Source organism: Caulobacter sp. GW821-FHT09B11 (assembly GCF_059418205.1).
On the sequence record NZ_JBWKPK010000024.1, the window covers coordinates 78,369 to 103,416 of the forward strand.

The 25,048-nt window shown below is 69.4% G+C and carries 18 protein-coding genes; 12 read left to right on the forward strand and 6 right to left on the reverse strand.

Annotation, left to right across the window (positions count from 1 at the left end; genetic code table 11):
* The first annotated feature begins 324 nt into the window (after positions 1–324).
* The 6 genes from kdpA to AC07N1_RS17980 all read left to right on the forward strand — a co-directional run bounded on the left by kdpA (position 325) and on the right by AC07N1_RS17980 (position 8,941).
* A complete protein-coding gene (kdpA, locus tag AC07N1_RS17955) occupies positions 325–2,037 on the forward strand; it encodes a potassium-transporting ATPase subunit KdpA (protein ID WP_494673022.1) in 1,713 nt (570 codons plus the stop codon).
* A gap of 30 nt (positions 2,038–2,067) precedes the next feature.
* Positions 2,068–4,140 (forward strand): potassium-transporting ATPase subunit KdpB, encoded by a 2,073-nt coding sequence (gene kdpB / locus AC07N1_RS17960; protein WP_494673023.1) that lies wholly within the window; start codon positions 2,068–2,070, stop codon positions 4,138–4,140.
* A 112-nt stretch (positions 4,141–4,252) separates the two neighbouring features.
* Positions 4,253–4,939, forward strand: a complete 687-nt coding sequence (locus tag AC07N1_RS17965) for a TorF family putative porin (RefSeq protein WP_494673024.1) — start codon at positions 4,253–4,255, stop codon at positions 4,937–4,939.
* 11 nt (positions 4,940–4,950) lie between these two features.
* On the forward strand, positions 4,951–5,529 hold the full coding sequence (gene kdpC, locus AC07N1_RS17970) for a potassium-transporting ATPase subunit KdpC (RefSeq protein WP_494673025.1): 579 nt from the start codon (positions 4,951–4,953) through the stop codon (positions 5,527–5,529).
* A 111-nt stretch (positions 5,530–5,640) separates the two neighbouring features.
* Positions 5,641–8,241 carry a DUF4118 domain-containing protein gene (locus tag AC07N1_RS17975; protein WP_494673038.1) on the forward strand — a complete coding sequence of 867 codons (2,601 nt, stop codon included), beginning with the start codon at positions 5,641–5,643 and terminating at the stop codon, positions 8,239–8,241.
* A 7-nt stretch (positions 8,242–8,248) separates the two neighbouring features.
* Positions 8,249–8,941, forward strand: a complete 693-nt coding sequence (locus AC07N1_RS17980) for a response regulator (protein ID WP_494673026.1) — start codon at positions 8,249–8,251, stop codon at positions 8,939–8,941.
* A 149-nt stretch (positions 8,942–9,090) separates the two neighbouring features.
* Here the strand turns inward: AC07N1_RS17980 and AC07N1_RS17985 are convergent, their stop codons facing one another.
* From AC07N1_RS17985 to AC07N1_RS17995, 3 genes are all read right to left on the reverse strand, one after another.
* Positions 9,091–10,878, reverse strand: a complete 1,788-nt coding sequence (locus AC07N1_RS17985; protein WP_494673027.1) for an ATP-binding protein — start codon at positions 10,876–10,878, stop codon at positions 9,091–9,093.
* 131 nt (positions 10,879–11,009) lie between these two features.
* Positions 11,010–12,296 carry a glycoside hydrolase family protein gene (locus AC07N1_RS17990; RefSeq protein ID WP_494673028.1) on the reverse strand — a complete coding sequence of 429 codons (1,287 nt, stop codon included), beginning with the start codon at positions 12,294–12,296 and terminating at the stop codon, positions 11,010–11,012.
* A 27-nt stretch (positions 12,297–12,323) separates the two neighbouring features.
* Positions 12,324–13,604, reverse strand: a complete 1,281-nt coding sequence (locus tag AC07N1_RS17995; RefSeq protein WP_494673029.1) for an SGNH/GDSL hydrolase family protein — start codon at positions 13,602–13,604, stop codon at positions 12,324–12,326.
* A gap of 382 nt (positions 13,605–13,986) precedes the next feature.
* On the opposite strand from AC07N1_RS17995, the gene AC07N1_RS18000 reads away from it, so the two are divergent.
* The 3 genes from AC07N1_RS18000 (at position 13,987) to AC07N1_RS18010 (ending at position 18,811) form a co-directional block, all read left to right on the forward strand.
* The gene (locus AC07N1_RS18000; protein WP_494673030.1) at positions 13,987–15,138 is read left to right on the forward strand and encodes an acyltransferase family protein; all 1,152 of its coding nucleotides are present in this window, start codon (positions 13,987–13,989) and stop codon (positions 15,136–15,138) included.
* A 488-nt stretch (positions 15,139–15,626) separates the two neighbouring features.
* Positions 15,627–16,847 (forward strand): O-antigen ligase family protein, encoded by a 1,221-nt coding sequence (locus AC07N1_RS18005; protein ID WP_494673031.1) that lies wholly within the window; start codon positions 15,627–15,629, stop codon positions 16,845–16,847.
* On the forward strand, positions 16,844–18,811 hold the full coding sequence (locus AC07N1_RS18010) for an acyltransferase family protein (protein WP_494673032.1): 1,968 nt from the start codon (positions 16,844–16,846) through the stop codon (positions 18,809–18,811). Before AC07N1_RS18005 ends, AC07N1_RS18010 begins: the two co-directional genes overlap by 4 nt.
* A 49-nt stretch (positions 18,812–18,860) precedes the next feature.
* On the opposite strand, the gene AC07N1_RS18015 is transcribed toward AC07N1_RS18010, so the two are convergent.
* A complete protein-coding gene (locus AC07N1_RS18015; protein ID WP_494673033.1) occupies positions 18,861–20,006 on the reverse strand; it encodes a glycosyltransferase family 4 protein in 1,146 nt (381 codons plus the stop codon).
* A gap of 204 nt (positions 20,007–20,210) precedes the next feature.
* On the opposite strand from AC07N1_RS18015, the gene AC07N1_RS18020 reads away from it, so the two are divergent.
* The 3 genes from AC07N1_RS18020 (at position 20,211) to AC07N1_RS18030 (ending at position 23,888) form a co-directional block, all read left to right on the forward strand.
* Positions 20,211–21,437, forward strand: a complete 1,227-nt coding sequence (locus AC07N1_RS18020; protein ID WP_494673034.1) for a lipopolysaccharide biosynthesis protein — start codon at positions 20,211–20,213, stop codon at positions 21,435–21,437.
* Positions 21,438–21,726: 289 nt separating this feature from the next.
* On the forward strand, positions 21,727–22,764 hold the full coding sequence (locus AC07N1_RS18025) for a glycosyltransferase (protein WP_494673035.1): 1,038 nt from the start codon (positions 21,727–21,729) through the stop codon (positions 22,762–22,764).
* Positions 22,761–23,888, forward strand: coding sequence for a glycosyltransferase family 4 protein (locus tag AC07N1_RS18030; RefSeq protein WP_494673036.1), 1,128 nt, complete (start codon positions 22,761–22,763; stop codon positions 23,886–23,888). Before AC07N1_RS18025 ends, AC07N1_RS18030 begins: the two co-directional genes overlap by 4 nt.
* A 66-nt stretch (positions 23,889–23,954) precedes the next feature.
* Here the strand turns inward: AC07N1_RS18030 and AC07N1_RS18035 are convergent, their stop codons facing one another.
* The gene (locus AC07N1_RS18035) at positions 23,955–24,935 is read right to left on the reverse strand and encodes an NAD-dependent epimerase/dehydratase family protein (RefSeq protein ID WP_494673037.1); all 981 of its coding nucleotides are present in this window, start codon (positions 24,933–24,935) and stop codon (positions 23,955–23,957) included.
* A partial coding sequence (locus AC07N1_RS18040; RefSeq protein WP_494673039.1) for a hypothetical protein occupies positions 24,932–25,048 on the reverse strand: 117 nt, incomplete at its 5' end. The genes AC07N1_RS18035 and AC07N1_RS18040, both read right to left, overlap by 4 nt.

The window sequence follows — 25,048 nt, forward strand, 5'->3', positions numbered from 1 at the left end:
TGCTGCGGCGCAGCATAGCTGACGATCGCCCGCCGATCTTTATGCGGCCCTTATGCGCCGCCTACATCTCCCGAATGGAGCCCTTACGCGGCCCCGTGGTCCCTTCCGCGCCAACTGGAAGGAGGCCGAACGTGGCTGACATCATTTTCCTGGCGCTGGGCGGGGGGCTGTTTCTGGCCTTCGGCCTGTTCGCCATCGCATTGAGGCGCGCATGACCCTGTTCGTGAACGCGCTTTGGGGAGCCGGGGCGATCGTCGTCGCGGCCTACATGGTCACGGCCCTGATGCGGCCGGACCGCTTCTGACGCTCTTCGGATAAACTCACATGAACTGGCAAGGCTGGGCGGAAATCGCCCTGACGCTTGGCCTGGCGGTCGGCATCGGCTGGCCGCTGGGCGTCTACATGTCGCGCGTCTGGAATGGCGAGCGCACTTGGCTCGATCCGGTGCTCGGCCCGGTCGAGCGCCTCTTCTACGCCGCCTGCGGCGTGGATCCGCGCAAGGGCCAGACCTGGATCGGCTATGCCGGCGCGCTGCTGGCCTTCAACGCCGTCGGCTTCTTCCTGGTCTACGGCGTGTTGCGCCTGCAGGGCGTTCTGCCGCTGAACCCGCAAGGCTTCGCCGGCCTGTCGCCGCACCTGGCCTTCAACACCGCCGTCAGCTTCGTGACCAACACCAACTGGCAGAGCTATGGCGGCGAGACCACCATGTCGACGCTCAGCCAGATGCTGGTGCTGACGGTGCAGAACTTCGTCTCGGCCGCCACCGGCGCGGCGATCGCCGCGGCCCTGGCGCGCGGCTTCCTGGCCAGCAAGGGCGAGGACGTCGGCAATTTCTGGAGCGACGTGATCCGCACGACGCTGTGGGTGCTGCTGCCGCTGTGCGTGGTCGTGGCCCTGGTGCTCGTGGCCCTGGGCGTGCCCCAGACCCTGGCCGCCGGCGTCACCGCCCACACCCTGGAGGGCGGCGAGCAGAAGATCTCCCTCTTCGCCACCGCCAGCCAGCTGGCCGTCAAGCAACTGGGCATCAACGGCGGCGGCATCTTCAACGCCAACTCCGCCCACCCGTTTGAGAACCCGACCCCGCTGACCAACCTGATCACGGCGGTGTCGATCAACGTGCTGGGCTGGGCCGCCTTCTTCGCCTTCGGCCGCAGCGTGCTGGCCAAGAAGGACGTCCGCGCCCTGGTCGTGGCGGCCATGGTGCTGCTCAGCGCCGGCGCGGCCGCCATCTACGTCACCGAGACCCAGGCCCCGCCGGCCCAGGTCGCGGCGCACGTCGACACTTCGGTGAACATGGAAGGCAAGGAGGTCCGCTTCGGCGCGCCCTCGACGGCCGTCTGGGCGGCCATGACCACCGGGGCCTCCAACGGCTCGGTCAACGGCATGCACTCTAGCCTGATGCCGCTGGGCGGCGGGGTGACCATGTTCCTGATGCAGCTGGGCGAGATCCTGCCCGGCGGCATCGGCTCGGGCGTGGCGATCATGGTCGTCATGGCCCTGCTGGCGGTGTTCGTCGCCGGGCTGATGGTGGGCCGCACGCCGGAATACCTCGGCAAGAAGATCGAGGCCCGCGAGATCCAGTTCTCGATGCTGGCGGTGCTGGTGATCCCGCTGTTCATGCTGGGCTTCGCCGCCTTCGCCGCGATCCTGCCCGAAGCCTTGAAGGGCCTGATGCACGCCGGGCCCCACGGCCTGTCGGAGATCCTCTACGCCTACGTCTCCGGCACGGCCAACAACGGCTCGGCCTTTGCGGGCCTCACCGCCAACGCCCCCTGGTGGAACGTCACCCTGGGCCTGGCGATGATGTTCGGGCGCTTTGCCCCCATCGTCGCGGTGCTGGCCATCGCTGGCGCCCTGGCGGCCAAGCCCAAGCTCGCCCCCACCGCCGGCGCCATGCCGACCGACGGCGGCCTCTTCGTCGGCCTGCTGATCGGGGTGATCCTGATCCTCGGCGGCCTGCAGTTCTTCCCCGCTCTGGCGCTGGGGCCGATCGTCGAGCACTTCCAGGCGCTCGCCTTCGTCGCCTCGAGCCACTGATCGCTTACCGCTGATCGAAAGCGCACTTCCATGACAACCTACGAAAACGGAGCCGTCGAGGGCGGCCGGCGCAAGCCGGCCAGCCTGGCCGGCGGCCTCTCCGCCCCGATCCTGGCCCGCGCGGCCAAGGACGCCTTCCTCAAGCTCGACCCGCGCAAGCTGACCGGCAATCCGGTGATCTTCGCGACCTGGATCGTGGCGCTGCTGTCGACGGTCTCGGCCGTGGCGGCCATCGTCGCCCAGCAGTCGGCCGGCTTCGCCGTGCAGGTCTCTCTGTGGCTCTGGGCCACCGTCCTCTTCGCCAACCTGGCCGAGAGCGTGGCCGAGGGCCGGGGCAAGGCCGCCGCCGACAGCCTGCGCGCCGCCCGGGTGACCACCAAGGCCAAGCTGATCATCGACGACCAGGCCGGCACGGTGATCCCGACGCCCGCCCACAAGCTGGTCCCCGGCGAGCTTGTTCTGGTCGAGGCCGGCGACGTCGTCCCCACCGACGGCGAGATCGTCGAGGGCATGGCCAGCGTCAACGAGGCCGCCATCACCGGTGAGAGCGCCCCCGTCATCCGCGAAAGCGGCGGCGACCGCTCGGCCGTCACCGGCGGCACCACGGTCGTCTCCGACTGGATCAAGGTGCGGGTCACCGCCGCCCCCGGCTCGACCTTCCTCGACCGCATGATCGCAATGGTCGAGGGCGCCGACCGCCGCAAGACGCCCAACGAGATCGCCCTGGCCGTGCTGCTGGCGGGCCTGACCCTGATCTTCCTGATCGCGGTGGTCACCCTGCTGGGCCTGGGCAAGTTCTCGGGCGTGGCTCTGGACCCGCTGGTGCTGGGCGCCCTCTTCATCACGCTCATTCCGACGACGATCGGCGGCCTGCTCTCGGCCGTCGGCATCGCCGGCATGGACCGCCTGTTGAAGGTCAACGTCCTGGCCACCTCGGGCCGCGCCGTCGAGGCGGCCGGCGACGTCGACACCCTGCTGCTCGACAAGACCGGCACCATCACCTTCGGCAACCGCATGGCCACCGAGGTGATCGCCGCCCCGGGCGTGCGTCCCGACGCGGCCCTGCGCGCCGCCGTCATGGCCTCGCTGGCCGACGAGACGCCGGAAGGCCGCTCGATCGTCGAGCTGGGCCGTCAGCAGGGTCTGGCCCTGGAAGCCCCGGCCGGCGCGACCTCGATCGCCTTCAGCGCGGCGACCCGCCAGTCGGGCCTGGACTTCGCCGGCCAGTCCTGGCGCAAGGGCGCGGTCGACGCGGTCTATCGCAGCCTGGCCATCGATCCCAAGCGCATCCCGGCCGAGGTGGCCGCCGCCGTCGACCGCATCGCCCGCTCGGGCGGCACGCCGCTGGCGGTCAGCGAGGACGGCGCCCTGGTCGGCGTCATCCACCTGAAGGATGTGGTGAAGCCCGGCGTGAAGGCCAGGTTCGCCGACCTGCGCCGCATGGGCCTGCGCACCGTGATGATCACCGGCGACAACCCGGTGACCGCAGCGGCCATCGCTTCGGAAGCCGGCGTCGACGACTTCCTCGCCGAGGCCACCCCTGAGGACAAGCTGCGGCTGATCCGCGCCGAGCAGGCCAAGGGACGGCTGGTGGCCATGTGCGGCGACGGCGCCAACGATGCGCCCGCGCTCGCCCAGGCCGATGTCGGGGTGGCCATGCAGACCGGCGCCCAAGCCGCGCGCGAGGCCGGCAACATGGTCGATCTCGACAGCGACCCGACCAAGGTCATCGAGATCGTCGAGGTCGGAAAGCAGATGCTGATCACCCGCGGCGCCCTGACGACCTTCTCGATCGCCAACGACGTGGCCAAGTACTTCGCCATCATCCCGGCGATGTTCGTGGTCGCCCTGCCGGCCCTGGGCGGGTTGAACATCATGAAGCTGCACAGCCCGCAGAGCGCCATCCTGTCGGCGGTGATCTTCAACGCCCTGGTGATCGTGGCCCTGATCCCGCTGGCCCTGAAGGGCGTGAAGTACCGCGCCATCGGCGCCGGCAAGCTGCTGTCGCGCAACCTCTTGATCTACGGCCTGGGCGGCCTGGTCGCCCCGTTCGTCGGCATCAAGCTGATCGACATGATCGTTTCGACCCTGGGCCTGGCCTGATGAACCGCCCGATCGCTGCGGACCTGCTGTTCGGCCTCGGGGCGATCGGGCTCGTCTTCCTGGCGGCCAAGGCCGCCGAACTCCTCGCGTCGTGAAAGGCGCTCTTACTCAAATGTCCAAGAAGCTTTCCTCCTTGCTGATGGCCTCGGGTCTGGTTTTCGCCCTGGCCGGCGCCGCCCGCGCCGAGGCCCCCAGCGTGACCTTCAACCTCGGCGCGGCCTCCGACTACGTGTTCCGGGGCGTCAGCCAGACCGATGAAGACCCGCAGGTCTTCGGCGGCGCCGACCTCTCGGCCGGCAAGGTCTACGCCGGCGCCTGGGCCTCGAACGTCGATTTCGGCGACAAGACCGACGCCGAGATCGACCTCTATGCCGGCTACAAGCCCACCCTGGGTCCCGCGACTCTCGATCTGGGCGTCATCTACTACGGCTATGTCGGCGCGCCGGGCGGGGCCGACTACGGCAACGCCGAGCTGAAGGTCGCCGCCAGCGTTCCGGCCGGCAAGGGCGGAGTAGGGGCCGCGGTGTTCTACAGCCCCGACGGCTTTGGCACGGCGGAAGAGGCGACCTACTACGAGGTCAACGGCAGCTATCCGGTCGCCAAGGCCATCAGCGTTTCGGCCGCCCTGGGCCGCCAGACCTATGCCGGCCCCGGCGACTACACGACCTGGAATCTGGGCGGGACCTGGAATTTCACCGACAAGCTGGCGCTGGACTTGCGCTATCACGACACGTCCGAGCATGACTTCGGCAAGCTGTACGACAGCCGCGCCGTCGCCACGCTCAAGGCCGTGTTCTAGAGGAGGCCACAATGCTGAAGCATCTTCGTCCGGCCCTCGTCTCGATGGGCCTGTTCACGGTCCTTCTGGGCCTGGCCTATCCGCTGGCCATCACCGGCGTGGCCCAGGCCGCGTTCCCGCAGCAGGCCAACGGCTCGCTGGTCCATGACCGTCACGGCCAGGTGGTCGGCTCCGCGCTGATCGGCCAGGTCTTCGCCAAGGCCGAGTACCTGCACGGCCGTCCGTCGGCCGCCGGCAACGGCTATGACGCCTCTGCTTCGAGCGGCTCCAACATGGGTCCGCTGAACGACAAGCTGATCGAGCGCGAGAAGACCGACGCCGCCGCCCTGCGGGCCGAGTTTCACGGCGCGGCCATTCCCGCCGACGCGGTCACGACCTCGGGCTCGGGCCTGGATCCGGATGTCTCGCCGGCCTATGCACGCCTGCAGGCCCCGCGTATCGCCGCCGCCCGCAACGCCCCGCGCGGCGAGGTGCTGGGGATGATCGAGGCGGCCGTGAAGCCGCCGCTGCTGGGCTTCATCGGCCAGCCACGCGTCAACGTGCTCGAGGTCAACCGCGCCCTGGACGAGCGCTTCCCGATGGTCGGCTAGGCCTTGGCGGGCGACCCCTCTTCATACCCCGAAAGGGGCCGCCCCGACCCCGAGGCGCTTCTGGCGGCCGCCAACAAGGCCCGCCGGGGGCGCCTCAAGGTGTTCCTGGGCATGGCGCCGGGCGTGGGCAAGACCTACGAGATGCTGCGCGCCGCCCGTCGTCGGAAGGCGGAAGGCCAGGACGTGCTGGTCGGCGTCGTCGAGACCCACGGCCGCCGCGAGACCGAGAGCCTGCTGCGCGGGCTCGACGTCCTGCCCCGCCGCCCCGTCGAGAACCGGGGGCGCAGCTATCTGGAGTTCGACCTCGACGCGGCCCTGGAACGGCGGCCCAAGCTGCTGCTGGTCGACGAATACGCCCACTCCAACGCGCCCGGCTCGCGCCATCCCAAGCGCTGGCAGGATGTCGAGGAGATCCTGGCGGCCGGGATCGACGTCTGGACGACACTGAACGTCCAGCACCTGGAAAGCCTGGTCGACGTCGTGCTGCGCATCACCGGCGCCCGCCAGCGCGAGACCGTGCCCGACAGCGCCCTGGCCCGCGCCGACGACATCGAGCTGATCGACATCACCCCCGACGAGCTGCGCGAGCGGATGGCGGCGGGCAAGGTCTATGTGCCCGAGACGGCGCGCCTGGCGTCGGAGAACTTCTTCAAGGTCGAGAACCTCACCGCCCTGCGCGAGCTGGCCTTGCGCCGCGCGGCCCAGACGGTCGACGATCAGCTGGTCGCGGCCATGCGCGAGAAGGGCGTCGAGGGGCCGTGGGCGGCGGGCGAGCGGATCCTGGTCCTGGCCGGCGGCGACGCCATGGCCTCGACCCTGGTGCGCGCGGGCCGGCGATTGTCCGACATGATGATGGACGCGCCCTGGACCCTGGCCCATGTCGAGCGTCCCGACCGTCCGCCCCCGCCTGAGACCGCCGCCGCCCGCACCCGCGAGGCCCTGAAGCTGGCCGAGCAGCTCGGCGGCTCGACCGTCGTGCTGACCGGGACCGACGTCGTCGCCACGGTCATGGCCTGGGCGCGGCGCAACAACGTCACCCAGATCGTGATCGGCAAGTCGCGTGACTCGCGCTGGAAGGAACTCACGGGCCGCTCCCTGGCCGCCGCCTTGCTGCGCGAGGCGCGGGGCGAGGCGATCCATGTGGTCACCGGCGCGGGCGGGGAGGGCGGCGCCGAGCCGCCGGCCCCGAGGCCGCGCCGCTTCGACTGGCCCGCCTACCTGACCGGCGGCGGCTTCGTGGTCGCCGCCAGCCTGGTGGCCTGGGCGCTGGACACCGCCTTCGACCGGGTCGAGCTGGGGATGATCTACCTGGCCGCGGTGCTGGCGGCTGGGGTCATGCACGGCCTGCGTCCGGCCCTGGCGGCGGCGACGGCGGCCTTCCTCGTCTACAACTATTTCTTCCTGGCCCCGCGCTACAGCCTGGCCATCGGCTCGCCGACCGACGTGCTGACCCTGATCGTGTTCTGGGCCGTGGCCCTGGCCACGGGAGGACTTGCAGGGCGCGTGCGCGACCAGGCCATCGGCTCGCAGAAGCGGGCGGCGGGGGTGACCAGCCTGCTGGCCGCCAGCCGCACGCTTTCCGCCGCCTCGGGCAAGGCCGCGGTCGCCAACGCCCTGGCCGAGCAGGCCGCCGCCGCTTCGGGCGCGCGGGCCGTGGTCTTCCTGCCGGAAGGCGAGGAACTGGCCCCCGCCGCCGGCGCGCCCGACCTTACGGACCTGGGGACCGCCCCCATGGCCGCCGCCCGCTGGGCCTGGGAGAAGGGCGAGCCGGCCGGCGCCGGCACTGGCACGCTTCCCCAGGCCGCCTGGACCTTCTGGCCGCTGGAAGGCCTGGGCGCCCGCGCCGGCGTGGCCGGGATCGAGGCCGGGACCGTGGTCTCCGGCTCCGACGAGGAGCGCCTGCTGCTGGCCCTGCTCGACCAGGGCGCGGTGGCGTTGCAGCGCGCCGAGCTGGCCGCGGGCGCGGTCGAGGCCGAGGCCCTGCGCCGCTCCGACCGCTTCCGCAACGCGCTGCTCAATTCCATCAGCCACGACCTGCGCACGCCGCTGACCACGGTGCTGGGCGCGGCCACCACCCTGATCGACTACGGCGACAAGCTCGCCCCCCCGGCCCGCGCCGACCTGGCGCTGGGCATCAAGGAGGAGGCCGAGCGCCTCAACGGCTACGTCGCCAACCTGCTGGACATGACCCGCATCGAGGGCGGGGGCCTGAAGCTACGCACCGACTGGATCGACGTTCGCGACGTGCTGGCCGCCGCCGCCGACCGCGTGGCCCGCCGCCTCGACGGCCGGGTGCTGGTGCGCGACTTCCCCGAGACGCTGAGCCTGGTCCAGGCCGACCCCAACCTGCTGGAACAGGTGGCGGTCAACATCCTGGAGAACGCCATCGCCTACAGTCCGCCCGGGGCCGGCATCGAGGTCGCCGCCTACGAGGACCGCGCCCACGTGGTCATCAGCATCGAGGACGAGGGGCGGGGCATCCCGCCGGCCGACCTCGAGCGGGTGTTCGAGAAGTTCCGCCGTCTGCAGGACCCCAGCGACCGTTCTCCGAACGCCAGCCAGGGCGTGGGCCTGGGCCTGGCCATCGCCAAGGGCTTCGTCGAGGCCATGGGCGGGCGCATCGCCGCCGCCAGCCCGATCCACGACGGCAAGGGCACGCGGATGCTGATCAGCCTGCCCAAGGGCGTCGCCACGCCCCACCATCTGCTATGAGCAGGTCATGAGCGCGCTTCGCCCCCGCATCCTGGTCATCGACGACGAACCGCAGATCCACCGGTTCCTCGGCCCCGCGCTCGACGCGGCCGGCTACGACCCGCTGCGGGCCGACGGCGGCCAGGAGGGCCTGCGCGGCATCGCCCTATGGTCGCCCGACGCCGTCGTGCTGGACCTCGGCCTGCCCGACATGGACGGCAAGGAGGTGCTGGAGAAGGCCCGCGCCTTCTATGACGGCCCGATCCTGATCCTGTCGGCCCGCGACCGCGAGATCGAGAAGATCGACGCCCTCGACAAGGGCGCCAACGACTATGTCGAAAAGCCGTTCGGGGTCGGCGAGCTGCTGGCCCGCCTGCGGGTGGCCCTGCGCCAGCGGGCGGCGACCCAGGCGCCGGCCGGTCCGATCCGCGCCGGGGCCGTCGAGCTCGACCTCGAAAAGCGCCTGGTCACCCGCGACGGGGCGGTGGTGAAGGTCTCGCCGCGCGAATACGAGGTGCTGGCCCGCCTGGCCCTGGGCCGCGGCAAGGTGCTGACCCACAAGGAGCTGCTGACCTCGGTCTGGGGCCCGGCCCACATGCACGACACCCAGTACCTGCGGGTCTTCGTCGGCCAGCTGCGCCAGAAGCTGGAGGCCGACCCGGCCCACCCGAAGATCCTGCTGACCGAGCCCGGCGTGGGCTATCGGTTCATCGGGGATTGAGTTCGAACCGACGACGTCGGGGGCGAAAACCTCGTCCTTCGACAGGCTCAGGATGAGGTTTTTCTACTGGCCGGGACCCCTACATGGTCCTCACCCTGAGCTTGTCGAAGGGCGGGGACCACGCACCGCGACTAACTCAGGCCGAAGCCCTACCGCCGCGTGCGGCTGAGCCGAGCCGCGTCGCGCACCCGGGTCAGCAGAGTAGCGATGTCGATCGGCTTGGCCACGTGGCCATCCATGCCGGCGGCCAGGCAGGCGTCGATCTCGGCCTTCACCGCATTGGCCGTCAGGGCCAGGATCGGCGTGGCGCTGGCTGGGAAGGGCAGGGCGCGGATCGCCCGCGTCGCCGCCAGACCGTCCATGCCCGGCATCCGCACGTCCATCAGCACCACGTCATAGGCCCGCTCGCGCACGGCCTCGACGCCCGCCGCCCCGCCGTCGGCGCAGTCCACCGCGTGATCGGCCGAGCGCAACACGGCCTCGGCCAGGGCGCGGTTCATCTCGGCGTCGTCGACGACCAGGATGCGCAGGGCCTGGTCCTTGGCGGCCACGGCGGGCGGATCGTCGTCGGCCGTGCGCTCGGCGCGGCGGGCGGGGATCTCGAACCAGAAACTCGAGCCCTGGCCGACCCGGCTGTCGACGCCGATCGTTCCGCCCATCAGCTCGACCAGCCGCTTGCAGATCGCCAGGCCCAGGCCCGTGCCGCCATAGAGGCGATGGATGGTGGAATCGACCTGGCCGAACGGCTGGAACAGACGCTCCCGCGCCTCGGAGGCGATGCCCGGGCCGGTGTCGGCGACCGTGAAGCGCAGGCGTTGGTCTCCGGCGGGCGCGACCGACAGGATCACGCCGCCCTCGGCCGTGAACTTCACGGCGTTGGTCACGAGATTCAGCAGCACCTGCCGAAGGCGGGTCGGGTCGCCGGCGATCGCCTCGGGCGTCTGCTGTGCGATGTCGAGGCTCAGCGCCAGGCCCTTGGCCTGCGCGTCGGGACGGGCCATGGCCGCGCAGCTCTCGACCAGCCGCGCGGGGGAGACGACGCCGTCTTCCAGCATCAGCTTGCCGGCCTCGACGCGGGACAGATCCAGAATGTCGTCGACGATGGCCAGCAGGGCCCGGGCCGCGTCGCGCACGAAGCCGCGATAGCGCCCGCGCTCGTCGCCGGACAGGGCGTCGCGAGCCAGCAGCTCCGAAAACCCGACCAGTCCGTTCAGGGGCGTGCGCAGTTCGTGGCTCATCGCCGCCAGGAACTCGGACTTGGCGCGGTTGGCCGCCTCGGCCTCGTGCTTGGCGTCGGCCAGTTCGAGGGTCAGCTGGGCCAGCCGCTGGTTGCGTCGCTCCACCCGCTCCAGCGCCGCCGTCCGCTCCTGCAGCAGCCGGCGAAGGTCGCTGACCCCGGCCCGCGTGGCGATCGCCGCGCCGAGCGTCTGGCTCATATGGCGCAGCAGCTCGATCTCCTCGACATTGAAGGCGGCCGCCTCGCCGGCCATGGCCTTCAGCACGCCCACCGCCTGCTCGCCGTCGAACAGCGGCGCGCAGACCATCGAGCGCAGGCCCACCCGGCGGCAGGCGTTTCGATCGACGCGCGGATCGCTCTCGCTGTCCTCGCACACCAGGATGGCGGCCTGTTCGACGCACAGGCCCGACAGGCTGCCCGCCCGGGGCAGGCGCAGGCCCAGGTGCTCGGCATAGCCCTCGCTGACCGCGCGGTAGACCATCTGGTCGCCGTCGACGAGTTCGACCACGGCCCCGCGTCCGGCCAGCAGGCGGTGGACGCTGTCGACCACGATCTGCATGAACTCGTCGACGCCGACGTCGCTGCTGGCCAGCAGCGACTGGATCTCGGCCAGGGCGCGCAGGCCCTCCATCCGCCGGTTGAGGATTTCGAGACGGGCGGTGCCGGGGGCGGCGGGAAGCGAAGTCGACAGATGGCGCATCGCGGGCATCCAGCTTCGCCTTGAGACTGGATCCGGCCCGGCGCCCGCACAAGCACCCTCAGGCTGAACCGTCGCGGCTTCGTCGGCCTTGATGTGTCGTCAGCGGGGAGGCCGGCGGGCGCCGAGGCGTTCTATCGGCGGAAGCGCGCCACCCGCATGTTGCTGTCGACGGTCAGGCTGAAGCTGGTCCCCCGGCGGCTGTCGACCGTGGTGATCACCTCGCCGGCGTCGGTCAGGGCGCGCACGTCCACCAGGGTCAGGGTCTCGGCCGCGTCCAGTTGCACCGTCTCGCTGGAGGTCTCGATCAGCGTGCGCGTGGTCGGGTTGTAGTCGGCCACCCCGCGCCAGATCGGCACGAGGTAGTCGCCGTCGGAGCGCTGGAACACCGCGGCGTAGACGCTGGTCCCGCCGGTGACCGAGATGTCGATGCTGCTCGCATAGCCGTCGGTGGTGTCGGCGAACATGGCGATCAGGTTCTTCACGGCCAGGTACGAGGCCTTGGGCGTGGCGTTGGCGTCGACCAGGCCGAAGTGGGATTCCGGGTCGGCGTCGCCGCGCTCCCGCGAGTCGGCGAACTCGTAGAGGTACGAGCGCGTCATCCCGCGCAGGAACTGGATCATCAGCCGGCGCGGCAGGTAGCGGGCGATGATCTCCGGCGGGGTGGGCGGATGCGACTTCGTCGTCGTCATGGCGCTGTGATAGCCGGTCTCGGTCGAGATCACCGGCTTCTGCGGCGTGTTCACCCGGGCCGCCGCCATGTAGCGGTCGACCGCGCCGGCGCTGACCGTCTCGGGATGGTTGCCGCCCGGATAGGAGTGGACGTTGCCGTAGTCGACATAGCCGCTGATGTCGCCGACCACGCTGCCCGCATTGCCCGTATAGCTGGGGGCCACGACGCCCACATTGCTGAGCTTGGCCGAGTTTCGGACGGCGTTGTACAGGTGCATCTGCATCAGCACGCTCGCCTCCTGCCAGTTGGCGTAGGTCGAGAGGTTCGGCTCGTTGACGCCCTCGAAGTACTCGATGCCGCCGTCCATGTTGTCGTAGGCCTTCTCGATATAGAGAAAGTCGTCGGCGGTCGGCTCGGGATTGAGGCGGGCGGCGATGCAGCAGAAGCTGACGCCCTGCGCCACCAGCGCCCGGCACTTCTGGAAGTAGGGATAGCTGTAGGGGTAGTCGGTCTTGACGAAGACCTCCTCGCGCACGTGCTTGATGCCGGCGTCGACGATCAGCGGCAGCAATTGGTCGAACTTGGTGGTGTAGACCGTGCTGCCCCACGAGAAGTGGGTGCAGACCCCGACGCTCTCGGCCAGGTCGGCGGCGCGGTAGACGGGCAGGCTGTCGCGGGCCGAAGCCAGCCCCGGCGCGGCGGCGGCCAGGGCGGCGCCCTGGGCCAGGAACAGTCGTCTATTCTGCACGGCGGTTCTCCTCCGGCTTGGATCGGACTAGGCGGGGACCACCCAGGGGCGGCGCATGCGGACGGTCGCCTGGCCGGCGCCGAGGCAGCGCGCGGTCATGCGCACGGTGACGCTGGTCAGGGTCTTGGTGTCGGAAACGACGTGAGGCAGGCTTTCCACCGTCAGCTTCCGCGTGCCCGTCGAGGGGATCACCCGCTTGCCGCTGGACGAGCGGGCCTGGAAGGCCTGGGCGAAGGTTCCGTCGGTGTAGTTGTAGTCGAGCTGGCAGCCCACGTCGGCCAGGTTGGTGTAGCCGGCGTCGACGTCGATCTGGCAGCCGACCAGGAACCGTCCGCCCTGGGGGAACTGGGCGATGGGCAGGGCCTGGTTGACGCGTATGCCGCCCAGGGCGGTGGCGGCGTTGGCCGTGGTGACGGCGGCGACGATCTCCTTGAGGCCATCCGAGCGGGTGTTCAGCGAGAACACCGCCCCGCAGTTGGCGTTGTCCACCCCGCCCGAGAACTTGTACGGCAGCACGCCGCTGTTGCCGGCGCCGGGCGAGCCGCCCGTGGCGGTGGCGAAGTCGCCGTTGACGACCAGGTTGCCGGCGGGGGCGGGGTTCGCCTCGGCCGGCAGGTAGGCGCCCGCGACGCCGGCGAAGAACGCTCCGCCGGCGATGGCCCCCGGAACGTCGAGGTGGGTGCCGTCATAGGAATAGCCGGAGCGGAAGGTGATCGGGCTGGTGCTCGACAGCAGGGTCGGGATCCAGTCGACCAGAATCACCTGGCCGCCGCTGGAGGCCGCGATGGCGCGCAGCTGGTCGTTCAGCCCGCCCGCGCCGTGGAAGCTGGCGGCCTGGCTGGTGCTCATCGCCTGGTTGCCCGGGTCGGTGAACAGGAACACCCGGATGCCGGCCGCCTGCGCCTGGGCGATCATGTAGCTGATGTTGGCGACGGTCTGGTTCACCGGAATGCCGGCGGCGACGTCGTTGACCCCCAGCAGGATGGAGAGGAAGCCCGCGCCCGAACCGAGCGCCGACGGCAGCCAGTCGAGGGCCTGGGTCGAGGTGAAGCCCGAGGTGGCGAACACGCCCGATAGGGGAAAACGCTGCCGGTGCAGCATGTTGGCCCAGTTGTAGTGGCACTGCGACGCGCCCTGGATGCGGTTCAGGTCGAAGGTGACGATCGCCGTCCGGCTGTCGCCGATGGGCGCGATCTTTACGCGCGTGCTCTGGCCGGCGGCCTGCTGCCACCCTCCAGCGAAGCTGCTGCGCACGGAGGCGGCGCCGATCAATGTCACCGCGGCGCCGATGAAAAAACGACGTTCCATGAATTGTGCTCCCCTGAATCGTGTAATGGTTAAGCTGACAGGCCTAATGGTGCAGCTTAACCAAGGTCATGGGTCTCATTTTACCGTCTGAGTGTGCTCATACTGTAGGGAAACGATAATATAAACTTGAAGAAGAAGGGTTCCATTATTTCGAATTATGCTGCACTTTGATGTGATGGTGCGGGCATTGATCCGCGCTTCGCCTCGTTCATGCCTAATTTTTGCTCGATGGGTGTGAGGATTCCGGCAGATCCGCCAGGGGTTGAATTTCGCGGGCGCTGGGGCTGTTCTCCAAGGGCGCGATCAACTATGGGCGTTATATGTAGTGAGTGCGTCTCTGGGGTGTATCTCTCCGGGGCGGGCGGTTTTGGGGGCGATGGGCATGCGGCATGAGGCGGCGGCCGCGCTCGAGGCGACGCGTCCGATCGCGCCGCCTTCGGGCGCGAGGCTCAGCTATCTCGACGGACTGCGCGGGCTCGCGATCTGCGGCGTCGTGCTGATCCACGTGGGCCAGGCGACGTCGGGCCTGCCGGTGCTTCTCGAGCGTTTCGCCAGCTTCGGCCTGCGCGGCGTCCAGCTGTTCTTCATCGTCAGCGCCTTCACCATGTTCAGCGCCTATGCCGGCCGCGCCTTCGTCGCCAGGGACTTCTACATCCGGCGCTTCTTCCGCATCGCGCCGATGTTCTACCTGGCGGTCGTGCTGTACCTGGCCCTGCGCGGCATCACCTCGCCCGGCTACGAGATCGACGCGGCGGTGGTGAAGAACGTGCTGCTCACCGTGTTCTTCGTCCATGGCCTGTCGCCCAGCGCGATCAACGACATCGTCCCGGGCGGCTGGAGCATCGCCTGCGAGGCGCTGTTCTACTTCGTCTTCCCGTTCCTGCTGGCGACGATGACCACGCTGAAGCGCGCGCTCGTCGTGGCCGCGGCCGGCGTCCTGCTGTCGGCGGCGTCGCGGCTGGCCCTGCCGGCGCTGCTGGCCGGCCGGGTCGAGCCCGAGGCGCTGTCGCACTTCATCCACTTCGGCTTCCTGACCAACCTGCCGGCGTTCCTGTTCGGGGTGGTCATCCACCACCTGGGAAGCGGACCGCTCGTCGAGCGGCTGCGGCCCCATGCCAACACGGGGCTGCTGGCGGTGCTGGTCGTCCTCTGCGGCGTCGGCGCGTTCGGCTTCGGGCCGCTGCGCAACCCGCTGGTGGTCAGCGCCATGCTCTCCCTGCTGCTGCTGTTTTCGATGCAGGCCTCCTGGCCGGTCATCGACAACCGCGTCCTGCGCTACATCGGCAAGATCAGCTTCAGCGTCTACCTGCTGCACTTCGTGGTCCTGCACCTGCTGGACGGGCTGGTCGGCGCGCTGGACGGCTGGCCGACGGCGGCCTTCGTCGTGCTCTACGTCGTGGTCATGGCGGTCTCGGCCGCCCTGGCCAGCCTGACCTATTGCTTCGTCGAGGCGCCGATGGTCGACTTCGCCAAGACCCTGTCGCGCAAGCGTCCCGTCGCGCCCGCCCAGGCGATCTCGTCGCGTCCGGACTGACGCCGGCGCCGTCGTCCTGCGCCTCTTCCGGCGGCGCCGCGTGAAAATTGCATGATCTCCGTGCTGCGCTGCGGCGCCTCGCTTCCCCTGGAGCAAGGAGGCTGCTACACGCACCGTGAAGAGTTGCCGCGGCGTCCAGGCGACGATCACGAGACGGCGTCGCTACGGATATCGTAACAAGCATGGTCTTCATGTCCGCTAGGCAGAATTCGCTGGCGTCACGCCGGGCGACTGGTCGCGTTGCGCAGTCGCGAGCGACAAACGTCAGCTTTTTGCTTATCGCGTTTTCTGTCTTTATTTTCCCGTTCAACGGCGAGTTCTCGTTCTCGCCGCTCGGAGAGCTTGGCCATGAGGCCTATGCGATCTTCGCGGTGTTCGCCACGCCGCTGATTGCGTTCAGTTTCTTCCGCGACGGCCGGCTGTCGATCGACAAGACGCTGACATTCTTTCTAGGCTTGTTCGCGCTCGTCATTTTTCTGTCGATGGTCGTGAACTTTAACGAGATCTCGGTCGCCAACTTCCGCAATCGCGGCGGCGGCGAGAAGATGCTGACCAGCACCATGGTGCTGGTGTTCGGCCTCTACTACGCGCACCTGATCCGCAACGCGGCGATCTACGACTTCGACAAGTACGTCATGCGCCCGCTGATGATCGTGCTGGTCGTGGCGGCCGTCGTCGGCTGCATCGAGTTCATGGCCTGGCATATCGGCCCGGTGACCACGGCCTACACCGCTTTCTCGAGCAAGTTCCTGCACGCGGCGGTCGGGCGCGGCCACTTCATCCCGGGGCGGATCCACAGCATCACCTACGAGCCGTCCAACTTCGGCGCGTTCCAGATCTTCATCCTGCCGTTCGCCTATTCGTACCTGCGCTCGCCCGTCCGCTCGGCCTACAAGCCGCTGATCTTCGTGTGCACGGCGCTGCTGGTGGTGTTCGGCTTCATCTCCGGCCGCACCGCCCTGGTCGGGGTGATGATCATCACGGCCGCCTATTTCTTGATCGACCAGATCCTGCGCATGCGCGGCTTCAGCTTCCGCATGGCCTGGCGGGTGGTGCTGATCCTGTTCATCGCCGCCAACCTGCTGCCGCTCCTCTACATCGCGCTCAACAGCGACCAGATCGCCGAGTCGATGGTGCAGTCGGGCCAGGTCTCGAACGTCACGCGCTTCGGCACCGTGGCCATCCAGATCAAGCTGTTCCTGCAGCATCCGCTGCTGGGCGTCGGCATGGGCCAGTACGGCTTCTACGTGGCCTCGACCATTCCCAGCTGGGCGCTGAGCTGGGAGTTCGTCCGCTGGATGACCGATCCCAACTCCTCGTTCTTCCCGTCGTTCTCGCTGCACTCGCGCCTAGCCGCCGAACTCGGCGGGGCGGGGGTGCTGGTCTGGACGGCGATGGGCTGCGTCATGGTGCAGATCACCGGGCGCGCGGCCAACCGCTACCGCGAAGCCACCGGACGGCTGCCGCTGATCGCCGTGGCCATCGTGGCCACCCTGTTCGGCACGGTCCTGGCCGGCTGGTCGGTGGCGACGATGAAGATGTTCTGCTTCTGGGGCCCGCTGGGCCTGGCGGCTGCCTACGCCGTCTCCGGCGGCGGCATGGAAGCCGTCCGCGCCCGCCTGGCCCCGCCGCCCGCACGGCCCCGCCGTTTCCGAGCCTCGCCTCCTTCCAACGCCTCCTCCCCAGCCGCCAGCGGAGACGCCTCGTGACCAGCAGCGCCCTGACCGCGGACGACGCCGTCCTGCCTTCCGCCGCCGCCCGCGAAAGCGCGGCCCCGGCCTCCGCCCAGCACGCCTCGCTGGCCTATCGCGCCGACATCGACGGCCTGCGCGCCGTCGCGGTCATGTCGGTGCTGCTGTTCCACGCGGGCTTCGGCACCCTGGCCGGCGGCTATGTCGGGGTCGACGTGTTCTTCGTCATCTCCGGCTTCCTGATCACCTCGATCTTGCGCAAGGAGATCGTCGGGCAGTCGTTCTCGATCTCGACCTTCTACGTGCGCCGTATCCGCCGGATCATCCCGGCCCTGCTGGCGACCATGACCGTCACGACGGCGGCGGCCTTCATGCTGCTGCTGCCCTCCGAGCTCGACGACTTCGGGCGCTCTGGGCTGGCGGCCCTGGCCAGCGTGTCGAACATCTTCTTCTGGGCGACCTCGGACTACTTCGCCGCTCACGCCGCCACCCAGCCCCTGCTGCACACCTGGTCGCTGGCCGTCGAGGAGCAGTACTACCTGCTGCTGCCGCCGCTGCTGTTCCTGCTGCGCCGCCGGTCGCTGCGCACCTGGCTGGCCGTGATCGCGGGCATTGCGGCGGTCTCGCTCGTCGCCGCCGCGATCACCGTGGCGATCGACACCAGCACCGCCTTCTACCTGCCGTACTCGCGCGCCTGGGAGCTGATGCTGGGTTCGGCGCTGGCCATCCTGCCGCTCGGCTGGCGTCCGCCGGCCTGGCTGCGCCAGGTGATCGGCGTCGTCGCCGTGGCCTGCATCGTCGGGCCGCTGTTCCTTTATGGCCGCTCCACGCCGTTCCCGGGCCTCGCGGCCCTGCCGCCCTGCCTCGGCGCGGCGGCCCTGATCTGGCTGGGCGGCTGCGGCGGCTCGCTGGTCAACCGCGGCCTGTCGCTGCCGCCGGCGGTGTTCATCGGCAAGATCTCGTACTCGCTGTACCTGGTGCACTGGCCGCTGATCGTCTTCCAGCAGAGCAACGCCGTGCTGATGGCCAACGGCTCGCTGCTGCTGGTCAAGGTGGTCTTGGTCCTGGCCAGCCTGGCGCTGGGCGCAGCCTCGTGGTGGATCGTCGAGCGTCCGTTCCGTCGCCAGGACCTGTTCAACACCCGCCGGCTGCTGATCGTCATCGGCGTCTGGTCGGCCGTGCTGCTGGCCGTGTTCGGCGGCCTGGTCGCCAGCAAGGGCTGGCCCGAGCGCTTCCCCCCGCAGGCGCGCGAGATGGCCAGCTGGCTGTCCTACGAGGCCGACCCGGCCTATCGCGGCGGCAAGTGCTTCATCGCCTCGGGCCACCGCCTGGAGGACTACGACCGCAAGACCTGCCTGACGCCGCCCGTGGGCAAGCCCTACGACGTGCTGGTCGGCGACAGCCACGCCGCCCAGCTGTGGAGCGGCCTGGCCGAAACCCAGTCGAGCGACGCCATCCTCCAGGCCACCGCGACGGGCTGCAAGCCCGTCCTGAAGCGCGCCGCCAACGCCAAGCCCGCCTGCGACGCGATCATGGGTTTGGTCTATGACGACTTCCTCAAGCACAACACGCCGCGCCGGGTGATCATCGCCGCCCGCTGGCGGGCCGAGGACATGCCGGGCCTGGTCGAGACCGTGCGGGCCCTGCGCACGCGCGGACTCAGCGTCGTGCTGGTCGGTCCGATCGTGGAATACGACGCGCCGCTGCCGCGCCTGATCGCCCGCGCCCTGACCGAGGGCAAGCCGCACCTGCCGGCCGAGCATCGGGTGCCGGAGGCCGGTCAGCTGGACAAGGAGATGCGGGTTCTGGCCCGGCGCGAGGGCGTGGCCTATGTCTCGACCTACCAGGCGCTTTGCTCGGGCGATCGCTGCGTCCAGACGCTGCCGGACGGCTCGCCGGTGCAGTTCGACTATGGCCACCTGACCAAGTCGGGCTCGGCGTTCATGGCGCGCCGCCTCGAAGAGCAGGGCCTGTTCCGCTAGGCCCCAAACGACAGAGGAGCGCCGCGCAGGCGCTCCTCTGCTCCTTGCGTCAGGCCGCCTCGTCGAGCACGGCCCTGGCGGCCACTTCCCACACGTACATGTCGCTGCGGGCCTTGGCGCCGGCGGCCAGGCGCTCGCGCAGGCCCGGCTCCTCGATCAGGGCGGTGATCGCGCGGGCCACGTCGTCGAGGTCGCCGTCCTTGGTCAGCAGGCCGGTCACCTGGTCGATGGCCACCTCGGGGATGGCGTCGACGCGCGAGGCGATCGCCGGGGCGCCGGCCGCGGCGGCCTCGGCGATGACCAGGCCGAAGCCCTCGGCCTTGCGCGGGATGTAGGTGGCCGTGTGCATCAGGGCGTGGGCGCGGTGGAACAGGGCGCGGATGTCTTCGCGCGAGACCACGCCCAGCAGGCGCACGTCGGCGGCGCCGGCGGCGATCGCCGCCTCCAGCTCGGCGGTGTAGTCGGCCTCGACCGGCTTGCCGACGATCAGGTAGGTGACGCGGTCGCGCAGGTGCGGCGGCAGGCGCTCCAGGGCGGCGATGGTGATGTTCTGGCCCTTGCGGCGCTCCAGCCGGCCGGCCGAGACCAGCACGATGCGGTCCTCGCCGATGGCCAGGCGCTCGAGGACGTCGCTGCCGACGTCGGGCTCGCGCCAGAAGGAATCGACGCCCAGCGGCACCGGATCCACCTTGCCCGGATCGACATAGGGGTGGTTGCTCAGCAGCTCGCTCTTGGTGAACTCGCTATTGGCCACCACCTTGCGGAAGTTGCGCAGCGGCCGATAGACGCCGGCCGCGCCCAGGCTCGTCAGGATCTTGCTCTTGATGTCGGTGCCGTGCACGCCGGCCACCATCTTGGCGCGGCTGTTCAGCCAGCCGATCGCCATGATCATCCGGTAGTCGCAGGCGAAGATCACGTCGTAGTCCTCGGCCGCCAGCAGGGCGCGGGTCTTGTTGGCGATCAGCGGCAGCTGCTTGTGCGAATAGGCGGGCAGGGCGATGTGGCGGGTCTCGACCCCGTTGGAGGCTTCGGGCGCCTCGGGACCCACGCCGATGATGGTCGGACGGTGGCCCAGCGCGACCAGGGCCTTGGCGATGCCGCCGACATAGGTGGCGATGCCGCCGGGGTAGGGAGGATATTCCGTGGACAGCAGCGCCACTCGTCTAGCCATTCCATCGCCCTTTTCGAAGCGCATCGCCTACTCCTCTTGAGTATTGCGCCCCGTGTATGACGCTGGCCTTGCATCCGAAAGGCCTACGTGTGAAAGCCAGCGCGAATTGTATCGATGAGGGTGCGCATGTCCGTCTCCGACCCGCGAGGGGATACGGAAGAAGCAGTTTTCGCCGATAAGCCCAAGCTTCAGGGCATGCGTCGGCTAGGCGCCCAGAGTATCGGCCTGATGTTGGCCAGTATTACGCCCGCAGCTCTGCAATGGTTGATGATGGCCCTGGTCGCGCGCTCGGAAGGGCCGCATCGGCTGGGCGAATTCGCCTTCCTGCAGGGCATCGCCGTGCCCGCCGGCTACATGGCCTGGATGTCGCTGCGCCAGCAGGTCGTCTCCAAGCGGGTCGAGGGCGTCGAGGACGCCGACTTCACCTTCCTGCGCACGGTCCTGCCGGCGGCGATCTATCTGGTGCTGATGGTCGGCCTGGCCATTTCGGGGCGTGGTCCCGAGGCGCTGTGGCTGGCCTTCGGGGTGTTCGCCCTGCGCTTCGCCGAGGGCTATTTCGACCTGTCCTACGGCTTCCTGCAGCGGGACACGCAGGTGCGCCTGATCGTCGAGGTCAGCATCAGCCGCCTGGTGGTGTCGACCATCGTCTTCCCGCTGGCCTACTGGCTGACGCACGACCTGGGGACCTCGCTGCTGATCCTGGCCGGGGTGTGGGGCGCGGCGGCGCTGATCGCCGAGCGCCGGATGGCCAATCCCGTCACCCTGCGGCAGGTCTGGGACCGCGCGCCCGAGACGGTCAAGCGGCGGATGAGCCTGGCGCTGGTCTCCGCGCCCATGGCCCTGTCGTCGGTGCTGATGTCGCTGAACTCCAACGCCCCGCGCTACGCGCTGGAGCGGATCGGCAACGAGGCGCTGGGCGTGTTCGCCGCCACCTTCCACTTCGTCGCCGTCGGGGGAGTGGCCTTCGCCACCGTCGGTCAGTTGCTGCTGCCCCGCCTGGCCGCCGCCGTCCGCGCCCACGACCGGCGCGGCTTCATCCGCCAGACCGGCATCGGCCTGGCGCTGGCCGTCGGGGTGTCGATCATCGCCGTCGTCGCCGTGCGCCTGGTCGGCGTGCAGGTGCTGCGCATCGTCTATGGTCCGGAGTTCGCGGGACAGTTGGGCCCGCTGACCATGGCGGCCATCTCGGCCGGTCCGTTCTACTGCGTGTCCATCCTGGCCTCGGCCGCCTTCGCCGCCGGCCTGTCGAGCCGCATGGCCGTCTGCTACGGGATCGGGCTGGCCGCGACCCTCGCCGCTGGCTTCTTCAGCGCCAGTCTTGGCCTCTATAGTGCATATGTCGCGATCACTATCGGTTCTCTGGTGCAAGTGGCGGCGTTTGCCATTGCCATCAGTCTGGACTGGCGAAACAAATCGCGATTGAAGAAAAGCTCGGGCGTGTTGAAGACGATCTGAGGCACAAAGCCCGGGTATAAAACCCGTTTCATCGCTAATTGTCGTCACATCTAGTGGCTAGGGTGCCGCCATGTCCGGTTATGGCTTGGCTTTTCGCGGCCTGATTTGGCCTGCAACGCTTATGTGAAGACGTCCAGGACGGAAAATGACTAAGTTCGAGCGAGTTTTTGTCGTCCTGGATGGGGATTTCACGCGAACCAACGGCGCACCGTCGTCAAATCGCACGCACTACGAGAACTTTTCGAAGCGCTACACTACGGTGTTCAACGACGTTTCCTTGATGTGCCGCGTGCACGACCTCGAGGAAGCGGGCGCGCTAGCGGTCGAGGGCCCCGGGGTCGAGGTGATCACGCTGCCGCCCGTCCACGGGCCGGTCGACCTGCTGCGCTTCGGGCCGGGCATCCTCAAGACCTTCTTCTCGATCCCCCGCAAGTCGCCGGTGATCCTGCGCGTGCCGGGCATCTTCCCGGCCATCGCCTGGATGGTGCTGACCCTGCGCGGCATGCCCTTCGCGGTGGAGGCCATGGCCGACGCCGACGCCCAGTTCGCGCCCGGCGCCTACAAGAAGCGCTTCCGGGCCTTCTACCGGGTGATCTGGACGGCGATCATGAAGGCCCAGTGCCGCATGGCGGCCGTCTCGTCCTACGTCACCGCCCGCTCGCTGCAGGCCGACTATCCGCCGCATCCCAAGCGGCCGACCTTCAACTACACCACGCTCGACCTGTCGCCGGACCACCTGGCGGCCGCGCCGCGCTCGGCCGAGAGCCTGGGCAAGGAGCGGCTGACCCTGGTCAACGTGGCCATGATGCAGAAGCACCTGAAGGGCCAGGACCTGATCATCGAGGCCGTGGCCATCCTCAAGTCGCGCGGCGTGCTGGTCGACCTCTGGCTGGTCGGCGACGGCGACACCCGCGCCGAGTTCGAGGCCCAGGCCGCCGCGCTCGGCGTCGCCGACCAGGTGCGGTTCCTCGGCAAGAAGAAGGCCGGCGCCGAGGTCTACGCCATCCTCGACCAGGCCGACCTCTTCGTCCTGCCGTCGCGCCAGGAAGGCCTGCCGCGCGTGGTCATCGAGGCCCAGGCCCGCGGCTTGCCGGCCGTCTGCAGCCAGCTGCCCGGCAACACCGAACTGGTGGGGCCCGAGTTCCTGGTGCCCCAGGACGACGCCAAGGGCTGGGCCGACGTCGTCGGCCGCCTGGCCGCCGATCGCGACGAACTCGTCCGCGCCAGCGCCGTCAACCTGGAGAACGCGCGCGGCTACACCACGACGGCCGTCTACCCCGTGCGCGAAGCTTTCTACACGCGTGTCGCCGAGAGCGCTCAGTCATGAAGATCCTCCACTTCGCCCAGATGCTGCCCGGCGGGACGGCGAGCTATCTCGAAGAGATCGCTCCCGTTCAGATCGAGGCCTACGGCGTCGAGAACGTCCGGTTCCTGCTGCCGGAATCCTCGCTGGACCACGTGCCGTCGATCCCGCGCGAATGCATCGTCGGGTTCGACTGCGAGCAGCGCACGGTCGCCGACCTGGCGCGGCTGGGCCTCAAGCTGGCCAGCACGGCGGGATCCCTGAAGCCCGACATCGTCCACCTGCACAGCAGCTTCGCCGGCGTGGCCCGGCCGGTGCTGGCGCTGACCCAGCCGCGGCCCAAGGTGATCTACTGCCCGCATGGCTGGGCCTTCACCCGCGACGGCAAGGCGCTCAGCTCCAAGGTCTATGCGGTGCTGGAACGCGTGCTGAGCGGCTTCAGCGACGCCATCGTCAACATCTCCGACTACGAGCAGAAGGCCGCCATCGCCGCCGGCGTGCCGGCCGACCGGATGATGGTCATCCACAACGGCGTGCGCCGCGTGCCCGAGGTCGGCGCCAAGGTCGAGCTGGGCGAGGGGCGTCTGAACCTGCTCTTCGTCGGCCGCCACGACCCGCAGAAGGGCCTCGACATCCTGCTCGACGCCGTCGAGCGGCTGCAGCGCGACGACATCCACCTGCACGTCGTCGGCGGGGCGGTCGTATCGACCGGCATCTCGGCGACCAATCGCCAGCGCGTGACCTTCCACGGCTGGGCCGACCGCAAGCGCGTGGCCGCCTTCATGCAGGCCGCCGACGTGCTGGTCATGCCCTCGCGCTGGGAGGGCTTCGGCCTGGTGGCCATCGAGGCGATGCGCGCCGGCCTGCCGGTGATCGTCAGCGACCGCGGCGCCCTGCCCGAGGTGGTCAATCACGGCGAGGCCGGCCTGGTGGTCTCGCTCGACCAGCCCGACGCCCTGAAGGACGTGCTGGAAGACCTTACGCCCTCGCGGCTGGAGACCCTGCGCGAGGCCGGGCTGAACCGGTTCGAGGCCTGCTACACCAGCGGCCGCCTCAACGCCTCGCTGGACGATCTCTATCGCCGCCTGCTGGAGCCGGCGCGCCCCACCTTCACGGGCGTCGAACTGGCCGGCCAGACCGCGTCCTGACATGAAAAAGGGGCGGTCGCCTCGCGGCGGCCGCCCCTTCGATCATTCACGCGAACCGCACGCCGGTCAGGGGCGCGGATAGAACTCCGCGTACCACTTGGCGAAGCGCTGCAGGCCCTCGGCCAGCTTGACCTTGGGCTTGTAGCCGCACAGCGCCTGCAGCTTGTCGATGTTGGCGTAGGTGGCCGTGACGTCGCCGGGCTGCATGGGACGCATGACCTTCTGGGCCTCGACGCCGATCGCCGCCTCCAGAGCCGAGATCATGTCCATCAGGCCGACGGGATCGTTGTCGCCGATGTTGTAGATCTCGTGGCCGCCGCGCGGGGGCGGGTTGTCGAGCACGCCGATGATCCCGTCGACGATGTCGTCGATATAGGTGAAGTCGCGGGCCATCTTGCCCTCGCCGTACACCTCGATCGACTCGCCCTTCAGGATCTTCTGGGTGAAGCTGAAATAGGCCATGTCCGGGCGGCCCCACGGTCCGTAGACCGTGAAGAAGCGCAGGCCCGCCTGCGGGAAGCCGTAGAGCTTGGCGTAGCTCTGGCTGATCAGCTCGCACGAGCGCTTGGTCGCCGCGTACAGCGAGACCGGGGCCTCGACCGGATCGGTTTCCTTGAAGCCTTCGCCGGCCAGAGGACGATCGCCGTAGACGCTGCTCGACGAGGCGTAGACCAGGGCCTCGACGCCGCCGTGGCGGCAGGCTTCCAGCACGGCCAGGTGGCCGGCCAGGTTCGAGCGCTCGTAGGCGAAGGGGTTCTCGATCGAGTAGCGCACGCCGGCCTGGGCGGCCAGGTGCACGATCCGCTTGACGCCCGAGGCCTTGACCAGGGCCAGCAGGTCCTCGTGGTCGGCGATGTCCATCCGCACCATCGAGAAGCCCGGCCGCCCGTCGAGACGGGCGGCGCGGGCGGCCTTCAGGGCCGGATCGTAATAGGTGTTGAACACATCGACGCCGATCACGGTCTCGCCACGATCGAGCAGGCGCTCGGCGACATGCATGCCGACGAAGCCGGCCGCGCCGGTTACCAGAACTGGGCCTCGGCTCATGCGACGGGCTCGGCTTCCGCCGGCGCCGTCACGGCGCCGCGGCCGATGGAGGCGTAGGTGAAGCCGGCGCGGACCATTTCGGCGGGCTTGTAGACGTTGCGCAGGTCGACGAC